14 protein-coding genes are annotated in these 17,749 nt (G+C 49.6%); all 14 read left to right on the top strand.

Annotated features, from left to right (window positions below):
• Positions 1-11: 11 nt before the first annotated feature.
• The 14 genes from H70357_RS04375 (at position 12) to H70357_RS04440 (ending at position 17,703) form a co-directional block, all read left to right on the top strand.
• On the top strand, positions 12-1,520 hold the full coding sequence (locus H70357_RS04375) for an NHL repeat-containing protein (RefSeq protein ID WP_052091815.1): 1,509 nt from the start codon (positions 12-14) through the stop codon (positions 1,518-1,520).
• Positions 1,501-2,121: a YIP1 family protein gene (locus tag H70357_RS04380; RefSeq protein WP_038586172.1), complete on the top strand. Its 621-nt coding sequence runs from the start codon at positions 1,501-1,503 to the stop codon at positions 2,119-2,121. The genes H70357_RS04375 and H70357_RS04380 overlap by 20 nt, the downstream gene beginning before the upstream one ends.
• Before the next feature lie 14 nt (positions 2,122-2,135).
• Positions 2,136-4,715, top strand: a complete 2,580-nt coding sequence (locus H70357_RS04385; RefSeq protein WP_038586176.1) for a DUF5696 domain-containing protein — start codon at positions 2,136-2,138, stop codon at positions 4,713-4,715.
• Positions 4,712-5,611 carry a carbohydrate ABC transporter permease gene (locus H70357_RS04390; RefSeq protein ID WP_038586178.1) on the top strand — a complete coding sequence of 300 codons (900 nt, stop codon included), beginning with the start codon at positions 4,712-4,714 and terminating at the stop codon, positions 5,609-5,611. Before H70357_RS04385 ends, H70357_RS04390 begins: the two co-directional genes overlap by 4 nt.
• Positions 5,612-5,635: 24 nt before the next feature.
• A complete protein-coding gene (locus tag H70357_RS04395; protein WP_038586181.1) occupies positions 5,636-6,640 on the top strand; it encodes a carbohydrate ABC transporter permease in 1,005 nt (334 codons plus the stop codon).
• Positions 6,641-6,727: 87 nt separating this feature from the next.
• Positions 6,728-8,653 carry a cellulase family glycosylhydrolase gene (locus tag H70357_RS04400; RefSeq protein ID WP_063848012.1) on the top strand — a complete coding sequence of 642 codons (1,926 nt, stop codon included), beginning with the start codon at positions 6,728-6,730 and terminating at the stop codon, positions 8,651-8,653.
• 194 nt (positions 8,654-8,847) lie between these two features.
• A complete protein-coding gene (locus H70357_RS04405) occupies positions 8,848-9,402 on the top strand; it encodes a hypothetical protein (protein ID WP_038586185.1) in 555 nt (184 codons plus the stop codon).
• Between the two features lie 50 nt (positions 9,403-9,452).
• Positions 9,453-11,576: a class I SAM-dependent methyltransferase gene (locus H70357_RS04410; protein ID WP_038586187.1), complete on the top strand. Its 2,124-nt coding sequence runs from the start codon at positions 9,453-9,455 to the stop codon at positions 11,574-11,576.
• A gap of 164 nt (positions 11,577-11,740) precedes the next feature.
• A complete protein-coding gene (locus H70357_RS04415; RefSeq protein WP_038586190.1) occupies positions 11,741-12,388 on the top strand; it encodes a GntR family transcriptional regulator in 648 nt (215 codons plus the stop codon).
• A 247-nt stretch (positions 12,389-12,635) separates the two neighbouring features.
• Positions 12,636-13,805: an amidohydrolase family protein gene (locus H70357_RS04420; protein WP_038586193.1), complete on the top strand. Its 1,170-nt coding sequence runs from the start codon at positions 12,636-12,638 to the stop codon at positions 13,803-13,805.
• A 45-nt stretch (positions 13,806-13,850) separates the two neighbouring features.
• Positions 13,851-14,924 (top strand): ABC transporter substrate-binding protein, encoded by a 1,074-nt coding sequence (locus tag H70357_RS04425; RefSeq protein WP_038586196.1) that lies wholly within the window; start codon positions 13,851-13,853, stop codon positions 14,922-14,924.
• 37 nt (positions 14,925-14,961) lie between these two features.
• Positions 14,962-15,819 carry an ABC transporter permease gene (locus H70357_RS04430; RefSeq protein WP_038586199.1) on the top strand — a complete coding sequence of 286 codons (858 nt, stop codon included), beginning with the start codon at positions 14,962-14,964 and terminating at the stop codon, positions 15,817-15,819.
• A 1-nt stretch (position 15,820) separates the two neighbouring features.
• The gene (locus tag H70357_RS04435; protein ID WP_038586204.1) at positions 15,821-16,603 is read left to right on the top strand and encodes an ABC transporter permease; all 783 of its coding nucleotides are present in this window, start codon (positions 15,821-15,823) and stop codon (positions 16,601-16,603) included.
• A 14-nt stretch (positions 16,604-16,617) separates the two neighbouring features.
• Entirely contained in the window at positions 16,618-17,703 is a 1,086-nt protein-coding gene (locus H70357_RS04440; protein WP_038586207.1) for an ABC transporter ATP-binding protein, read from the top strand.
• Positions 17,704-17,749 lie beyond the last annotated feature (46 nt).

Below are 17,749 nucleotides of genomic sequence, written 5' to 3' on the forward strand. Positions count from 1 at the left end.
GGGGAAGACAGTTGATAGCAAAAAAATGGCTGCCCGCGGTTATGGCAGCATCCCTGCTGTTATGTTATGCAGCTCCTGCGCCGGCGTCTGCTGAATCTACGCCCTATGAGAGCTACAACTATAATTACTGGGAAGAAGCGGTACCTGCTCCTGCTGCTTATGTACCTGACCGTACCCTATCCGGAAAGGATCTCGGTGTGGGCGATTTTCTGGATCCCGGCGATATGGTCGTTGCGGCAAGCGGACTGATCTATATTGCTGATAGCGGGAACGGACGGATTATTTGTCTGGATAGCGACTGGAAGGTCAATAAGGTCATTAGCGGCTTCGATAACAAGGGTAAAGCGGAAAAATTCAAGAATCCAAGCGGATTATATGTTAATCAGGAAGGCAATCTGTTTATTGCCGATACGGATAACGGGCGTATTGTTGTTCTGTCCCCGGAAGGGGACTTGCTACGAATGATAGAGCAGCCGAAGTCCGATATTTTACCGGCTGACTTCAAGTTTATTCCTGTTAAAGTGACCGTAGACCAGGCGGAACGTGTCTATGTCATCGCTAAAGGGATATTCGAAGGGATTATGCAGTTTGATAAAAACGGCGACTTTATCGGTTATGTCGGTACGAACAAGGTGAAGCGTGACTATACCGAATATTTATGGCGGTTACTCTCCACCAAGGCGCAGAAAGCGCAGATGGCACTATTTGTGCCTACAGAGTTTTCCAATATTGATGTTGATTCTAAAGGGTTTCTGTATGCCACGAATATTGATCCGGGCTCGAAGGAACCGATAAAACGTCTGAATCCATCCGGTGAGGATGTGCTGAAGCGATTCGGATACTTTGATGTTAAAGGTGATATCAGGTTCCGCATCTCTATAGGACCTTCTAAGTTCACGGATATTAAAGTTCTTGCCAACGGGATGTACAGTGCTCTTGATGCTAACCAGGGCAAAGTGTTCACGTACAACGATGAAGGTGACCTTCTCTATGTGTACGGCGGTAAAGGCAACCAGGTCGGAACCTTCAAAATACCGGCAGCCATAGAATTCTCTGGCGGGAACCAGCTCGTACTTGACCGCGGCAAAGGAAACATAGTCATCTTCAAGCCAACCCGGTTTGGCACAAGCGTCAATCAAGCGGTAGGGTATCACTATAATGGCGAGGATACCCGGGCTGTCCCGGTGTGGAAGGAAGTTCTGAAGCTGAATTCCAACTATGATATCGCTTATATCGGCATTGGAAAATCATTGCTGATGGACAAAAGCAATAAAGAGGCGCTGAAATATTTCAAGCTCGGAATGGACCGCGACGGTTATTCTGTAGCCTTCAAACGGTACCGCAGGGAAGTCATGCAGGAGCACTTCGGAACATTTCTAACCGTGATAATGATCCTGGTGTCAGGATGGCTTGCTTTCAGGCTCTTACGCTTCTGGAGAAGAAAGCGGCTGTCAGGAAGATCCCGGCAGGCTTCGCAAAACCTTAAGGAGGGTAAAGCCCATGAGGCAGGATTTCATTAAATTCCCGCTGCACCTCATTGTGCATCCGTTTGATAGCTTTTGGGATATGAAGTATGAAGGAAAAGGTAAAATCCGGGTAACGTTGACGATTTTACTGCTTGTAGTTATTTCGATGGTTTTAAAAAATCAGTTCGCAGGATTCCTTGTCAATTATAATGATCCGCGTCATCTGAATAGTATCATACAATTATTAACGATTGTATTTCCCTTCTTTCTGTGGTGCTTATCAAACTGGGCGATCACAACTTTAATGGATGGGGAAGGGAAATTCAAAGAAATTATGATGGCCACAGGTTATGCGCTTGTTCCCATCGTGATCATTTATACGCCGATGATTATTGCAAGCCGGTTTATGGCGGAGGAAGAAACGGCTTTTTATTATTTGATGATGTCGATCTCCTCCATATGGTTTGTAGCGCTTTTATTCGTTGGTATTATGACCGTCCATCAATATACCGTGCTCAAAACAGTGGTAACGATGCTGCTCACGGTTGTTGTCATGGGAATTGTCATATTTCTGGGGACGCTCGTATTAAGTATGCTCCAGCAAATCATCGAGTTCTTCGTTAACATTTATCGGGAATTAACTTTCCGTACGTAAAGGAGGCCGCACCTGTGAAAAATCGTAAAATGCTGGTTGCGGTACTCGCCTGTGCCGCAGCTATTCTAATTCTTGCCGGTTCTGCCCTGTTCTTCACATCCCGCGGAGTAAAGGCTGTTGAAGCCTCCTCCTATATGGAAGTAACTGCTGAACTGGAAGCCGGAAGCGAGCTAACTGCACTGCCTGATTCGTCCAAGGGTGTACCGGGAATGCAACTGGTAGCCGACGATACGGAGCTGTCTTTATACTACAATCCTGAAACCACGGAAGTAGCGGTTAAGGATAAACGCCAAGGTCATATCTGGTACAGCAATCCTGTCAACCGCGAAGAGGATGCTCTGGCTTCGGGGTTCGAGAAAGAGCTGCTGTCATCGCAGTTAACAGTGTTGTTCCGTGATGCTGTAGGCACACTAGAATCCTATACGAACTTTGCCCAGAGCATCAGCAGCAAACAGTTTACTGCCGAAAGCATTAAGAACGGACTTCGTATTGTGTATACGATTGGAGATACGTCGATCGGAATCGACGCACTGCCTAAGTATATAAGCAAGACGAGAATGGAAGAAAAGGTTCTGTCCAAGCTCGATAAACCCACGGCAAAATACGTGGGGCTTCGCTACTACCCGAAAGAGGGCGACCCGGAGGTGCTGGAGCGCATAGATGCACAAGTCTCCAAACCGCTGGTGCTGAGCAAAATGACAGCGGCCTTTACCAAGTCCGGTTATTCTGCAGAAGACCTGGCGTTCGATAATCAGGAGAATGGAGCGGGGGACGGGGCCGGAACGACCAAGCCGAATTTTATTGTTCCGCTGGAATACCGGTTAGACGGGGGATCTCTGGTTGTATCCGTCCCTGTAAACCAAGTTAAGGAAAGCGGGGACTATCAGATTCGCAGCCTTGAGGTGCTCAATATGTTCGGTGCTGCCGATCAGCAGACCGATGGCTATATGCTCGTTCCTGACGGTTCCGGCAGCCTGATCCATTTGAATAATGGAAAAGTGAAGGAAGAGCAGTATGTACAGCGTGTGTATGGCCCCGACCCGAATGATAACAGCTATAGACGCGGGCAAGTCAGTGAGAATGCCAGAATGCCGGTGTTTGGATTAAAGGCTGGTGATGCTGCCTGGTTCGCCGTGATCGAAAAAGGAGATGCCATAGCCAGCATAGCCGCCGATATCAGCGGCAAGAAGAACTCGTACAATTTCATTCACAGCAGCTACACCTTACGGGGTGAGGATGAGCTTGAACTGTACACCGGATCTACCATTCAGGAAATACAGCTCCTGAATGAGGAAATTTACAAAGGCGATATTCAAGTTCGCTACAGCTTCCTGAACAATGACGAGGCCAGCTATTCAGGAATGGCTGAGCTCTACCGGAATAAGCTGGTGACGGAGAAATCACTGCAGCCTTTAGAGGAGGGACAGGGCATTCCTTTTTATCTGGATATGCTGGGGGCTGTCGACAAACAAAAGTCATTTCTTGGCGTACCTTACCGGTCCGAGGTGGCAATGACCTCCTTTGAGCAGGCTGCGCAGATTGCCGATCAATTGAAGCAGGACGGCATTGACCGGCTGCTTATGCGCTATACAGGCTGGTCTTCCAAAGGTGTAAACCATGCTACACCCAATAAGCTGAAGACTGAAGATGTGCTGGGAAGCAAGTCGGAGCTCCTTACATTAACGGAAAAGTTGGAGCAATCAGGCGGGACGTTATTCCCTGATGTGGCCTTCCAGCAGATTTACCATGATGATAGCGGCTTTACACCTTCCTCCGACGCATCCAGATTCGTGACAAGGGAAGAGGCAGAGCTCTATCCATACAATCGGGCATACAACGGGATGGATATGACGCTCGGGAGCTACTATTTATTGTCCCCTGCCAAGCTGCCTTATTACGTTGACGAGTTTATGAACAGGTATAAATCCTTCGGGATGAAAGGCGTATCTCTGCGGGATCTCGGCAATGTACTCAGCTCGGATTTCCGGGTTAGCCGTGTTATACAGCGGGAAACGGCCAAACAAATCGTGGAAGAGCAGCTCAGTAAACTCGACCAGAATATCGATCAAACCATGATCGCAGGGGGGAATGCCTACGCATGGCCTTACTCAGATCATCTGATCAATGTACCGTCATCCTCCAGCGGATTCTTGCTGACCGATGAAGAGATCCCTTTCTATGAAATGGTTGTTCATGGCTTTATCAACTATGCAGGGACTCCGGTTAATCTGAGTGATGAGCAGGATCTCAAGCAGCAGATGCTCCGCTCAATTGAGCTGGGTGCAGCACCCTATTTCTCGTGGTCCTATGAACCCTCCTCCAAGCTGAAGTTCACTCATTTTGACAGCAAGTATGCAACCTATTACAAAGATTGGTACGATCAGGCGGTTTCGATGTACAAGGAAGTCAATAAAGTACTCTCCCCCGTACAGAATGCGCAAATCGTGAACCATATACGCCATCAGGAGGGTGTTGTGGAGGTGCAGTACAGTAATGGTATTTCGATTTATGTGAATCACACAGATAAGGATGTCACCGTCCATGGGTTCGCAATCGGAGCCGGACAATATGGGATAGAAGGTGAGCAGTCATGAGAGGAAGTAAGCTCAGCTTAAATCACAAGCGCTCTTTTCTGGGGATAGCCTTTATTGCGCCATGGCTGCTTGGGTTCGTATTCATGTTCGCAACTCCGCTCGTTCAGTCCATCAAATTCAGCTTCAGTAAATTAACTGTAGATCCATCAGGCTTCTCCTTAGATTGGGTAGGCTGGTCCAACTTCAACAATGCTTTGTTCGTAGATGCAACCTTTAACCGGGTATTAACCGAATCTGTCAGGGATATGGTGCTTAACGTTCCGATGATCCTGTTCTTCAGCCTTTTCTCGGCAACGCTGCTGAATCAGAAGTTTCGGGGGAGAATTCTGGCCCGGGCCATATTTTTTCTGCCGGTCATTCTGGCCTCTAACGCGATATCGGCGGCAGAAGCGTCCGGACTGATCAATCTGGTTGGTGATGCGACGGCTGTCAACGAATTGGGCCAATCGGGCTCACAGTACAATGTCATGTCGATGGTTATGATTCTGAGTGATATCGGGTTGCCGCTGTCGTTCGTGGATTATATTGTAGACGCGATCCTGCGGATCTATGAGATTATTACGAGTTCGGGCGTACAAATTCTGATCTTTCTGGCCGCGCTGCAGTCTGTTCCCGGGGCGATGTATGAGGTGGCGAAGATTGAAGGGGCAACCGCCTATGAATCCTTTTGGAAAATCACATTCCCGCTAGTGAGCCCGCTCATCTTGACCAACGTTATTTATACCATTATCGACTCCTTCTCGGGTAGCAGCGTGACCCAAATGATATTCTCAACCGCATTCACCACACAAAACTTCGGTCTCAGTGCGGCGATGTCCTGGATCTATACGCTGATTATCAGCCTCGTCCTGGTTATCGTTGGTTACGTACTGTCTAAAAGAGTGCATTACAACTGATTAATAGCAAAGGAGGGTACGGCTATGCAATCTCCTCAACCCGTTCACAGAGAAGCGAATCACTATAGAGTTCAGAAGGTCAGAGGTAAGGCAGTTGATATTTTGTATGCATTGTTCCGGTACGCACTTGTCATCGGGATTTCATTTATTATTATTTACCCGCTGCTTATGAAATTCTCCATCGCCTTCAAGGATAAAGCAGATATTTATAATCCGACGATTTATATGATACCGGTCCACTTTACGCTGGATAACATCAAGATGGCGATGCAGATTCTGGATTATTTTCCGCTGCTGGGGAATACCTTGCTCTTCGTCGTAGTGACAACGCTGCTGACTACGGCTTCCTGCGCCTTGGCGGGTTATGGCTTTGCCCGGTTCAACTTTCCGGGAAGCAACATCCTGTTTGCGCTCGTCATTCTAACCTTGCTTGTACCTACCGGCACACTGATGGTGCCTATGTACCTGCATTTCCGAAGCTTTGATATTCTGGGGATTATTCATCTGATCACAGGCAAAGAAGGCATCAACCTGCTCAATACGTATTGGCCTTCCATTATTACATCAGCGACAGCGATTGGATTAAAAGCAGGCTTGTTCATCTATATTTTCCGCCAATTCTTCAAAGGAATGCCGAAAGAAATTGAAGAAGCCGCTTTGATTGACGGCGCGGGAGGCGTTAAAACATTCCTGCGGATCATGCTGCCTAATGCAGTCTCCCCGATGATCACAGTCATTTTGTTCTGCTTTGTCTGGCAGTATAACGATACCTTCTTTACCTCCCTCTTCATGAGTGAAGTGGCGCTTATGCCTACGAAGGTCAGCTCGCTGGCGGCTCAGGCCAATGCCTTACTTCCGGGGTTACTTGGGATAGGTGCAGGCGGGTCTAGTATTAAGGCAGATCCAAACCATGTGGCCATGATTATTGATACCGGCATCTTGCTGGCCATTATCCCGCTGATCTTGCTGTATATGGTGGTGCAGCGTTATTTCGTAGAAAGCGTTGAACGCAGCGGTATTATTGGTTAACAGAATACGTTGCTTCATGGAGAAATGAAATGCTGGAGACCCGCGTAATGTGCCTCCAGCATTTTTTATTAGGAAGGGAGCCGGATAATGAAGCCTAAACGTTTGTTCGTCATGATTTGTATGTTGCTGCTGGCCGTGACGGTGACAGTGACGGCTCTACCTGCGCATGCAGAAACCAAAGAAAAGAGGAGTGCCATGCAAGCTTACGTCGAAGCCATCGGACCGGGCTGGAATCTAGGAAACACCTTCGAAGCTACGGGTGAGGAAACTTCATGGGGAAACCCGAGTACAACCCAGGCATTTATTAAGCAAATTGCTGCTGAAGGCTACAAAAGCATCCGCATCCCGATTACCTGGAAGCACCGGATGGGCGGCGCTCCTGATTATGTGATCCAGAAAGAGTTTATGGCACGGATTCAAGAAATCGTCGACTGGTCGCTGGCTGCGGATCTTCATGTCATCATTAACCTTCATCACGATACGGGCTGGGTCCTGAACATGGAGACGGAGCATGATGATGTGGTTGCCAGATTCAATGCGGCCTGGACGCAGATTGCGGGGCATTTCAAGGATTATCCGGACACGCTGATGTTTGAGAGCCTGAATGAGCCGCGCTTTTCCGAGGATTGGAGCAAGGACACCCCTGAATATTTTACGATGCTGGATGAACTGAATGTTTCTTTTCATGCTATCGTTCGTCATTCCGGCGGGAGTAACAATAAGCGTCCGCTCGTACTTTCTACTCTTACGGCTGCTCCAACCCAGGCCAGACTGGATGAGTTAGCCAAAACCATTACGAAATTAAACGACGATAGGCTGATTGCGACATTCCACTACTATGGATATTATGCGTTCAGTGTGAACCTTGGAGGTTCGACCACATTCGATAACACGGCCAGGGAGGATCTGATTCAGGCTTTCGACCGGGCTTACGATACCTTCACCGCCAAAGGGATTCCTGTTATCGTGGGGGAGTTTGGCCTGCTTGGGTTCGATAAATCGCTGGATACTGTTCAGCATGGCGAAATTTTGAAGTTTTTTGAATACATAACCTACTATGCTCGGGAAAAAAAGATGCCGCTGATGCTGTGGGATAACGGCCAGCATTTCGATAGGCGCACCCTCAAGTGGGTGGATGAGGAGCTTCATCAGGTGATGAAGCAGGGCTGGAAGGGCCGCTCCTCCAACGCGGAAACGGATTCGGTCTATATTCTTAAAGATTCGGAAATTAAGGATCTGGTCATTCCCCTGAATTTGAACGGGAATACCTTCACCGCTCTGCTCAATCAGGAAAATGCGTTAGTGAAAGGTACGGATTATGAGCTTGACGGAGAAAACTTAATCCTCAAATCTGCATTGCTGCAAAAGCTTGTCACGAAGAAGTATGGAATAAATGCGACCTTAACCGCTACGTTCAGTGCAGGTGCCGACTGGAAAATAAATATTATTTATTATGACACGCCCAGCCTGATTAGTGCGCAAGCCCCGGAGGGGATATTCACGATCCCGACCTGGTTCAACGGGGACAGCCTGGCGACACTGGAAGCCGTCTATACGGCTGGCGGCAATGCCGGTCCCAATGATTGGACTCCCTTCAAGGAGTACAAACGTACCTTCTATCCGGACTATACCACTGGAGAGATCAAGTTCACGGACGAATTCTGGAAGGAAGTGAAGGATGAAGAAGTGCAGCTGAAGCTGCATTTCTGGAGCGGCGCAGTGATCCCGTATACGATTACAAAAGCAAGCGGGAAGATCGTAGGGGTATCCGCAGAGGAAGCGAAGAAGAGAGCGGCAGTAGAACAACAAGCAGTTGAACAAGCAGCCGAAACACCGGTAGACACACCGGCAGACTCTGGCGATTCAGCAGCAGCAGCCGTTTCAGCACAGCTCTCCGGCGATAAATCTCCATCAGATGAAGGAAATCATATCCTGAGCATCCCGGTGGCGGTAGCCTCACTCCTGGTCTTGGCAGGTGCGGGAATGTACTGGTGGAGAGCAAAGAGGCGATAATATTGCGAATGGGATTTCATTTGGATACAGTACAAACAAGTCTTCTTGCCAGGTTTTACTCTGGCAGGTTAGAATACGATTATCCTGCAGAACCAGTATAAATAAACGATACGACAAGCAGCAGGCCTCTCTTTGGAAGCTTGCTGTTTGTTATATCGGCAATTTCTTCGGGGGAATTTGAAGGGTGGTCCGAAATGGCTAATACCATAACAAGATCAGACGCAGAGGCGGATCAGGAGATTAGGTGTTCAAACGGCTTATTTTCCGTAGTGATATCCGTACTTGCACTGAGTGGATCGCGGATTGCAAGAACATCGGATGAGAAGGATTTCATTATATGGCTAGCCGAGCATGATCAATCTGTACTGGGAAGCGGTACCTGCGGCTTTACAATCTCGGAAATGCCATGGTCAAGAGACCGGATGCAACTGGAGAAGAGCTTTTTAGACACAACCATTGAGGGGGCCATCCGCTGCTTGGGATGGAGCATGCTCGATTATACGCCCAATGTAACCATGCTCGAACCTGCACTTAATCAGTTTAGGACGCTTGTAAACGAATTGCAGGAGACGGAAATCGATTTTACTGTTGGCCAGTTGTGGCGGGAGGAGCAAGAAGCGGAACGGACCCTTCCGGGTGAATATCCTGTATGTGGTCAACATCATGTTCTTTTATGCTGGCATGGGTGTGTTATTTGTCATGAGAACGCCGGAATACTTCCTGCCGATTCTGATTCAAATGGCCGGTAGCAGGGCTATGGTATAGAGAGAGTTGTTCAATTACATAGGGAGGCACACACATGCTGAAATCATTGCAAGCGATTGAATCGTACCGTGAAGGGGAAGAGTTGCCCGCAAAGGCATTTCCCTGGCTGAAATATATTGTTCAGGCTGAGCAAACCATTGTCAATCTGGAGCGGGTGGAATCGCTGCGCGAACTGGATGAGCAGAATCCTGTGCTGGATTATGTGGAGCGGAGCTTACGCCTGCTGGATAGCCTGCCTTTGTCCTACTGGATCAAGGAACTGGCCGAGGAGACACTGGTCTGGTCGGAGACGGCAAAAGGCGGAACTTCCCGCCAGCGCAGGATGTGGCAGCTGGAGGGCATTAATTGTTTCGTACATAATATTGGCTCGGCACAGCTGTACTGGCGGTATGCCGGGGGAGATCCGGCAACAGAGCATAAAGCGCAAGCGGGCCAGCTCACGGCGGCAGGGGTAGCAGATGCGGAGAAGACGATGATCGTACACCGGCTGATCGAGACTCACGGACTGATCGGGCAGCAGATTCGCGGTGAGGTTCCGCCGTCCGCTAACCGTCCGCTGTCAGCCATGGTGGAGGAAGGGCTTCTGACTGCAGATGAGCTGGAACGGCTGCTGTTCGCGCTGAACCATTGCATCATTTCCGCCGTTTCCCCCGAGCTGTGGCAGGAGGTGCGCGCGGAGGTTATGGAGCTGATTGCGGCAATCGCATCAGGCGCTCTGGATGTCCCGCTGCCGATGAAGGAACGGCTGGAGCGGATGCGATCGGGGCCGATTGCCAAAGGGGAGGATTTCGGCAGCGAATGGAGCAGGCTGGAGTCTGAAGGATTTCGGCCTTCCTTGCTGGAACCGCTGCAGCCCCTTACCTTCTGGTATGTGGAGTCGGCACTCCAGACCTTCTCGCTGGAGCAATTCCTGAAAGTGATAGCTTTGACCGCCTGCGGTGCCGAGCTTTCCGGTCTGAATCATATCAGCTTTGAGGCTGTCATGAATTCGCTCCATTATGACTATAAAGGCGTGAAGAAGATCAATGTGTACAAGAAGCGGATTATTGAGAAGTATTTGTCGGAATTAACCTGGCAGGATATCACGAGCGGAACCATGTCTTCCGGTAATCCGCATCTTGCCCACCGGCTCCGTAGGCAGGCTCACTTGCCGGATACGGTGTTCTTTGATTTTGAATTCTCACCCGCTGCGGAGAAGCTGATCGAATTCTGTATGGAAGCCGAGAAATCAGCCTTGTATGAACGGGCGGTACTGCTGCTGTTCGATCTGTTCGATCTGCGCCGCGATGCCTTTGACCGGTTCCATAACGAGGACAGCTATTTGAGCCAGATGAATGATACAGGTGATTATAAAGCAGTGATTCTGGAGTATGTCACCGGCAGCAAAGTGCTGGATATCGGACCCGGCGGAGGTGTGCTGCTGGATTTGATTGAAGCGCGTATGCCGGATGTCATTCCGGTCGGCATTGATATTTCCAGCAATGTGATTGAAGCGCTGCGGCAGCGCAAGCAGCGGGAAGGGCACCGCTGGGAGGTACTGCAGGGCGATGCGCTGAACCTGAAGGATTTCGTGGACACTGGCAGCGTAGACACCGTCATTTTCTCATCAATACTGCATGAGCTGTATTCGTATGTGCCGCTGGATGGCGTCAAATTCAATCACGGGACAGTGGCTGCAGCTCTGCGCAGCGCCTTTGATGTGCTGTCGGCCGGCGGTGTGATCATCATCCGCGACGGGATTATGAGCGAACCGGAGAGTGATCAGCGCCGCGTACGGTTTCTGGAGGAGGACGGGATGGCCTGGCTTGCACGTTATGCTAAGGATTTTGCCGGACGCCAAATTCAGTATTCGGTGACCGGTGAACAAGAGGTGCTGATGCCTGTGAATGATGCCATGGAATTTCTGTATACCTACACTTGGGGAGAAGAAGCGTATATCCATGAGGTCCAGGAACAGTTCGGCTATTTCACTCCCAGCCAGTATGCCGATTTTATCAAACACAGTCTGGGCGAAAGGGCGAAGGTTGAAGTGTTCCGGCACTATTTGCAGGAGGGTTATACGGAGGCGCTGCAGGGCAGGGTGGTCGTTATGGACGAAAGCGGTCAAGAGGTGGCGTTGCCGGACAGTACCTGCTTTATTGTGATCCGGAAAGCATAAGTGCATTGATCTCAGGAAGGCTGAAGCAGCGTGTGCAGCGTGTAGGAATGATGCGGGACGAATTGCCTCGCAGTGATGATCTAACTTTACAGATGATGTATTCAGATAGTATTATAATCAGCGTATTGTTGTGATGATCATGACCGGTGAAGGAGACTGTGTATATGGGCAAGCAGAACCAAGCGCAAATTGCATACGACAGCATTCTTCGGGATATCAAAGAGAACCAGCTAACCCAAGGCCAGCCCATTATAGAAGAAGAATACGCCAAGAAGCTGGATATGAGCCGGACTCCGGTAAGAGAAGCGATCAGACTATTGTCCGTCGAAGGATTTGTGACCGTGTACCCTCGAAAAGGTGCGTATGTCAGTGTACTGACAGCAGAAGATGTGAAGGAATGTTACGAAATGATGGAAGCCGTTGAGGGGATGATCGCTTATCTGGCTGCACAACAGCCTTCTACTGAGCATGTTAACCAGCTTACGGAACTGATCGGCAGAATGAATGAGCAAAAAAGTCTGTCTAACTTCCATCAGTGGAAGGAATATGACATCGAATTTCACCGGACCCTGCACCGCATGTGCCCTAATAAGCTACTCATTTATCATGTGGAAAAGCTGTTCCACAAAACCTACCAAATTCAGACCCGGTTTGTGGCGGGAGTCAATTTGGAGAAGGCGACAGAGGAGCATCAATTCATACTCGATGCAATCATCGCTAAAGATTCCGAGAAAGCCAGGCATTATACACAGCAGAATTGGAACAGAGCCAGAAATGAACTGGTGAACTACGGATACAACGATAAGCTGTAGGTATCCTGAAAGGTTCATTTTGCAGCTTACAACACATTGGTATCGTATGGACAAGCCATTTGTTGCGCCCTCGATGGGCGTAAACGAGTGGTTTTTTTGTTGTGTGTCATGTTATATTACATTTAATTCGATAAAAATATCTTTTCATCCCCCTAATGTAACTTTTGTTGACAAGGAACATCCTTGTACGTATTATTGTATACAATAACAAAAACAATTTGTTCACAAAAGATTAAGGGGGATTTCCATGACGATTGATATCAGCCGCTTGCCCATCATTGACGACCATTGTCATCCATTCATGCCGACCAGAGAGAAGAAGAGCTTCGATAATTGCTTCACCCTCTCATTGATCCCCCCCAAGAGCCGTGACACCCGAAACACTCTGTTATTCAAAATTGTCCGTAAAGAGATGATCCAGCTGCTTGGGCTTGATCCCCGCGTGACGGATGACGAACTGATCCTGCAGCGTAATCAGCGTTATCAAGCCAATCCCAAAGAATATGTAGACATGCTTTTCAAGGATGTAGGATTGGAATCACTGCTGGTGGACTACGGTTTCCCGGTTATGGGGTCGCGGTTGGCCCAGGATGAGCTTGACTGGTTCCATCAGACCTCGTCGTCCATTCCGACCCGCCGCATTCACCGGGTGGAAGCTACCTATCACCGGCTGTTCGAGGAGAAGGTACCCTTCGGGGAATTGGAAGAGACCTACATCCGGGAGCTGCGGGATGAGGTGGAGAATCAGGGGACTATTGCTTTTAAGACCGTAATTGCCTACCATACCGGACTAAAAATAAACAAGATCAGCAAGAGCCAGGCCGCAGCCAGCTACAGCCGGTTCCTGGAATCACCGGACAATACTGAAGCTGAAAAAGATGTCCGTGACTATCTCGTATTGCTCGCGTTCGAGCTGTGCATGGAATATGACATTCCAATTCAGATGCATTCGGGAGCAGGTGATGCCCCGCTGCTGGATGTGAAGCTCGCAAGTCCGCTGCTGATGCACAGTATCGTCAGCGATCCGCACTATCAGGCTGTAAAGATTATTTTCATTCATACCGCATATCCGTTTGTTGAAGAAGCCGGTTACCTGGTCAATCAGTATCATAATGTGTATCTCGACTTGTCCTCCATGATCCCCTTCAGCAGCATAGGCGTGCAGCCGAAGCTGCGGCAAATCTTTGAAATGGCTCCTTTTACGAAAGTGATGTACGGCTCCGACGGTTTCACGATTCCCGAAGTTAGCTGGCTGGGTGGCCGGATGATCAAGAAAGAGCTGGGTAAAATGCTAACGGATCTGGTGACAGATGGAATTATTGATGAAGAATATGCTTATACTGCGGCTAGCCTGGTTCTCTCGGAAAATGCACGCAATCTGTATATCCGCAACTGGGGCGAAAGATCAAACGGCTAAACCAAGGGAATATACCATCATCTGAACGATAAGGGGATATGTGCGATGCGGAAATGGTTCTATGGAAAAGCTGCGGCAGGTATACTGACACTTCTGATTACGGCGACAGCCTGCAGTTCGGGTAAGGATGCTCCAGCGGCGGCAGCCACGGACAAGCCTTCCGGCGGCAAGCTGGTGGTCACCTCTTTCGGCGGAGCGATTGAAGAAACCCAGCGTGCCTATATCAAACAATTTGAAAAGGAGTACAATGCCGAGGTTGAAGTCGTAACGTTGTATTCGGCAGATGCGCTGGCCAAGATTCGTGCGGAGAAGAACAATCAAACCATTGATGTGGTGCTGTTCTCAGGCGGACAGGAGCAGATTGCAGCCAAAGAGGATCTGATTATGAAGCTCGACCCGGAGCAGATGGAGAACCTGGACCAGCTGTACCCGGAAGCGCGCAGTGCTGAAGGCTATGGACCTACCTTCGGCTATGAAGCTCTTGGTATGATTTATAACCGTGATGCAATCCCAACTCCTCCAGCCTCGTGGAATGATCTGTGGAAGGAAGAATATAAAGGACAAGTCGGTTTGGTTGATATCTCCAACACCTACGGCAATCAGTTCCTGGTAGCCCTCGCCAAGATGAACGGCGGCGGAGAAGATAATATTCAGCCCGGACTCGATGCAATCAAGACTTTGCTGCCCAATGCCGCGGCAATTGTGAAATCCAGTCCCGAAGTCGGCAATTTGTTCGCCCAGGATGAGGCGGTTATAGCTCCGTTCGATTCCGGTTATGCCTATACGTTTGGCAAACAGGGAATTCCCATTAACTTTGCGATTCCCAAGGAAGGAGCCGTCGGCATCTATATTACTGCCCAAGTGGTGAAAGGCAGTCCGAACCCTGAGCTTGCCCGGAAATATATAGACTTCCTGCTGCGTCCGGAGATTCAGAAGCTGACTGCTGAGGGTGGCGGCTATTCCCCGACCAATAGCAAGACAGAGTTGTCCGATGATCTGAAAGGCATTCTTCCGAATGGCGAAGATACGTTTAACGGCCTGATTCATCTTGATTTGGCGCAGGTGAACAACAACAAGGCAGATTGGATGGAGAAGTGGAGCAAATTGATTTCACAGTAGCACTGCATCATTACTATTTGAAGGGAGCTGCAATGCCATGCTGAAACGCATTCCCCCTTACTGGATTCTGCTGGCTCCCGGGCTGATAATTTTCCTGCTGGTGTTTGTCCTCCCGCTTGCCCGGCTGCTGATGCTCAGCTTTTATCAAACGGACTCATCCGGAGCCATGGAAGCGGCGTTCGTCTGGCAGCAATACGGAAGATTCTTCACAGATCCGTTTTATCTGCAAATGCTCTGGCGTTCGGTGTACATCGGCGTTGCCGTAAGCTTCATCTGTCTGATTCTGGGATACTGCCTCGCGTATGGGGTATCCCGGGCTCAGCCCAAACACCGTTTCCTGCTGCTCATCTTAATCGCGCTCCCTCTGTTGACAAGCGCTGTGATCCGCAACTTCGGCTGGATTATTATTCTGGGCCGCAAAGGAATTCTGAATCAATTCCTGCTCGGAATAGGGTTGATCCAGGAGCCGCTTGAGCTACTGTATACTCCTGCGGGTGTGATTATTGCTTTGGTGCATGTCATGCTTCCTTATATGGTGCTCGTTCTTTACTCGGTGCTGGAAGGCATGGACCGCAATCTCGAAAGTGCGGCCGCCAATCTGGGTGCGTCGAAAACAAAGGTATTCTGGTTCGTCACCCTGCCGCTCTCCAAACAGGGGATTATTGCTGGAACATTGCTTGTTTTCTCAATTACATTAAGCTTTTTCGTCACTCCGTCCCTGATCGGGGGGGCCAAGGTGAAGCTGATGGCTACAGAAATCTACAACCAGACAATTAACCTGCTTAACTGGCCTTATGCTTCTGCTATGGGCGTCATTTTACTGCTGACCATGCTTGGGGTAACCAGTCTCTACAGACGGATGCTTAGCGGCAGGAAGCCGGGAGGAGTCGTTTGATATGAGAAGGAAATTTCCGCTCCTTACTATAGTAAATACTCTAATCTATCTATTTATTATGGCACCGCTGCTTGTCATCCTCATTTCATCATTTAATTCCGGTGAGTTTCTGGTATTTCCTCCCAAGGGCTTCTCCCTGCGATGGTATGAAGAGGTGCTGACAGGCGGGAGGTACACCGGGCCCTTCCTGACCAGTATTAAGCTGGCTGTTTTGACTACGCTGTTTGCGCTGCCGCTTGGGACGATGATTGCCTACGCCATACAGCGGTTTGAATTTCGGCTGAAGAATGCGCTGCAGGGGCTGTTTCTGTCCCCTCTGGTCATTCCGACACTGCTGTTCGGCATCGGCCTGCTGATTTTCTTCAGCTATCTGGGCATACGGATGTTCTTCCTGAGACTGCTGCTCGCCCATATCATCTTAATTATTCCTTATGTCGTGCGGACCATGCTGGCCGGATTCTCGCGGATGGAACGGTCGGTGGAAGAGGCTTCAATCATTCTCGGCGCTTCGCCGCTGAAAACCTTCTTCCTGGTGACACTTCCGTTCGCCAGACCCTCGCTGCTCGCCAGTGCGTTCCTCAGTCTGGTACTTTCCTTTGATGAACTGGTTATCGCCTTATTCCTTACGGGTCCAGGTATTAACACGCTGCCGATGACCATTTATTCAGACATTCAGTTCAATCTGTCACCTTCGCTGGCTGCGGTATCGTCCATTATTATTACAGGCACGATTCTGATTGGGCTGCTGGGGATCGGCATAATGCGGTGGGGCAAAAAAACATAGCGGGGAGGCACATCATGAGCCAACTGATCATCGAAAATCTCGTAAAAAATTACGGGCAAAAACCCGTAGTCAACAATCTGAATGTTACTGTAGAGAGCGGTGAGATGCTGTCGCTTCTCGGACCGAGCGGGTGCGGGAAAACGACAACCCTGCGCATGATTGCAGGCATGCATGATCCGACCTCGGGCTCTATCCGGCTGGATGGCAGGGAACTCACAAACATTGCTCCGCATAAAAGGAACATTGGACTCGTCTTCCAGAATTATGCCCTTTTCCCTCACTTAAGCGTTTTTGAAAATGTAGCTTTTGGACTGAAACGTCACGGTGTGCCAAAATCGGAAATCAGGGAACGCGTGGAGGCGGCTCTGCATTCCGTGCGGCTGAACGATTTTGCAGAACGGTTCCCCGCGCAAATGTCCGGCGGACAGCAGCAGCGGGTTGCGCTGGCCCGGACTCTTGTGCTTAAACCGCCGCTCGTATTGTTCGATGAGCCGCTCAGTAATCTAGATGCCAAGCTGCGTCAGGCGCTGGGAATTGAAATCCGCGTGCTGCAGCGGGAGTATGGTTTTACCGGGATCTTTGTTACTCATGACCAGGAGGAAGCGATGGTCATTTCTGACCGTATTGCCGTAATGAACGGTGGGAATATTGTGCAGACCGGAACGCCGCAGCAGATTTATATGCACCCTGCCGACCCGTTCGTAGCCGATTTTGTGGGAGAATCGAACTTGTTTCCGATCAACAATGTCATGGAATCAGAAGGCATGTGGCGTTTCGAACTGACGAAGGGAAACCCCATTTCTGCGGAGAAAACCGGGAACGGGAGCGCTCCGACATATGTTATGGTCCGGCCGGAGGCTGTTTCTGTGCGGCGTCAAAGCCCGGAACCCCACCCGGTTCCCGGGCATGGGCTTAATACGCTGGCGGGTGAAGTGGCCTTTATCAACTACTCCGGTTCTTCCTATCTGATCGGAGTTGTAATCAAGTCGCTGGACCAGCAATTTATTATCCGGCTGCAGAACACGAGAAGAGAGCTAGATCTGCGGGTAGGCGAAGAAGCGGTGGTCGAGTGGCCGGTTCACGAAACACTTACCTTCTGATATGTCAGGAAGGGTCCCGCATGCCGCATGGTTCTGTAACCCTTCA

The organism is Paenibacillus sp. FSL H7-0357 (genome assembly GCF_000758525.1).
GTDB lineage: Bacteria > Bacillota > Bacilli > Paenibacillales > Paenibacillaceae > Paenibacillus_AQ.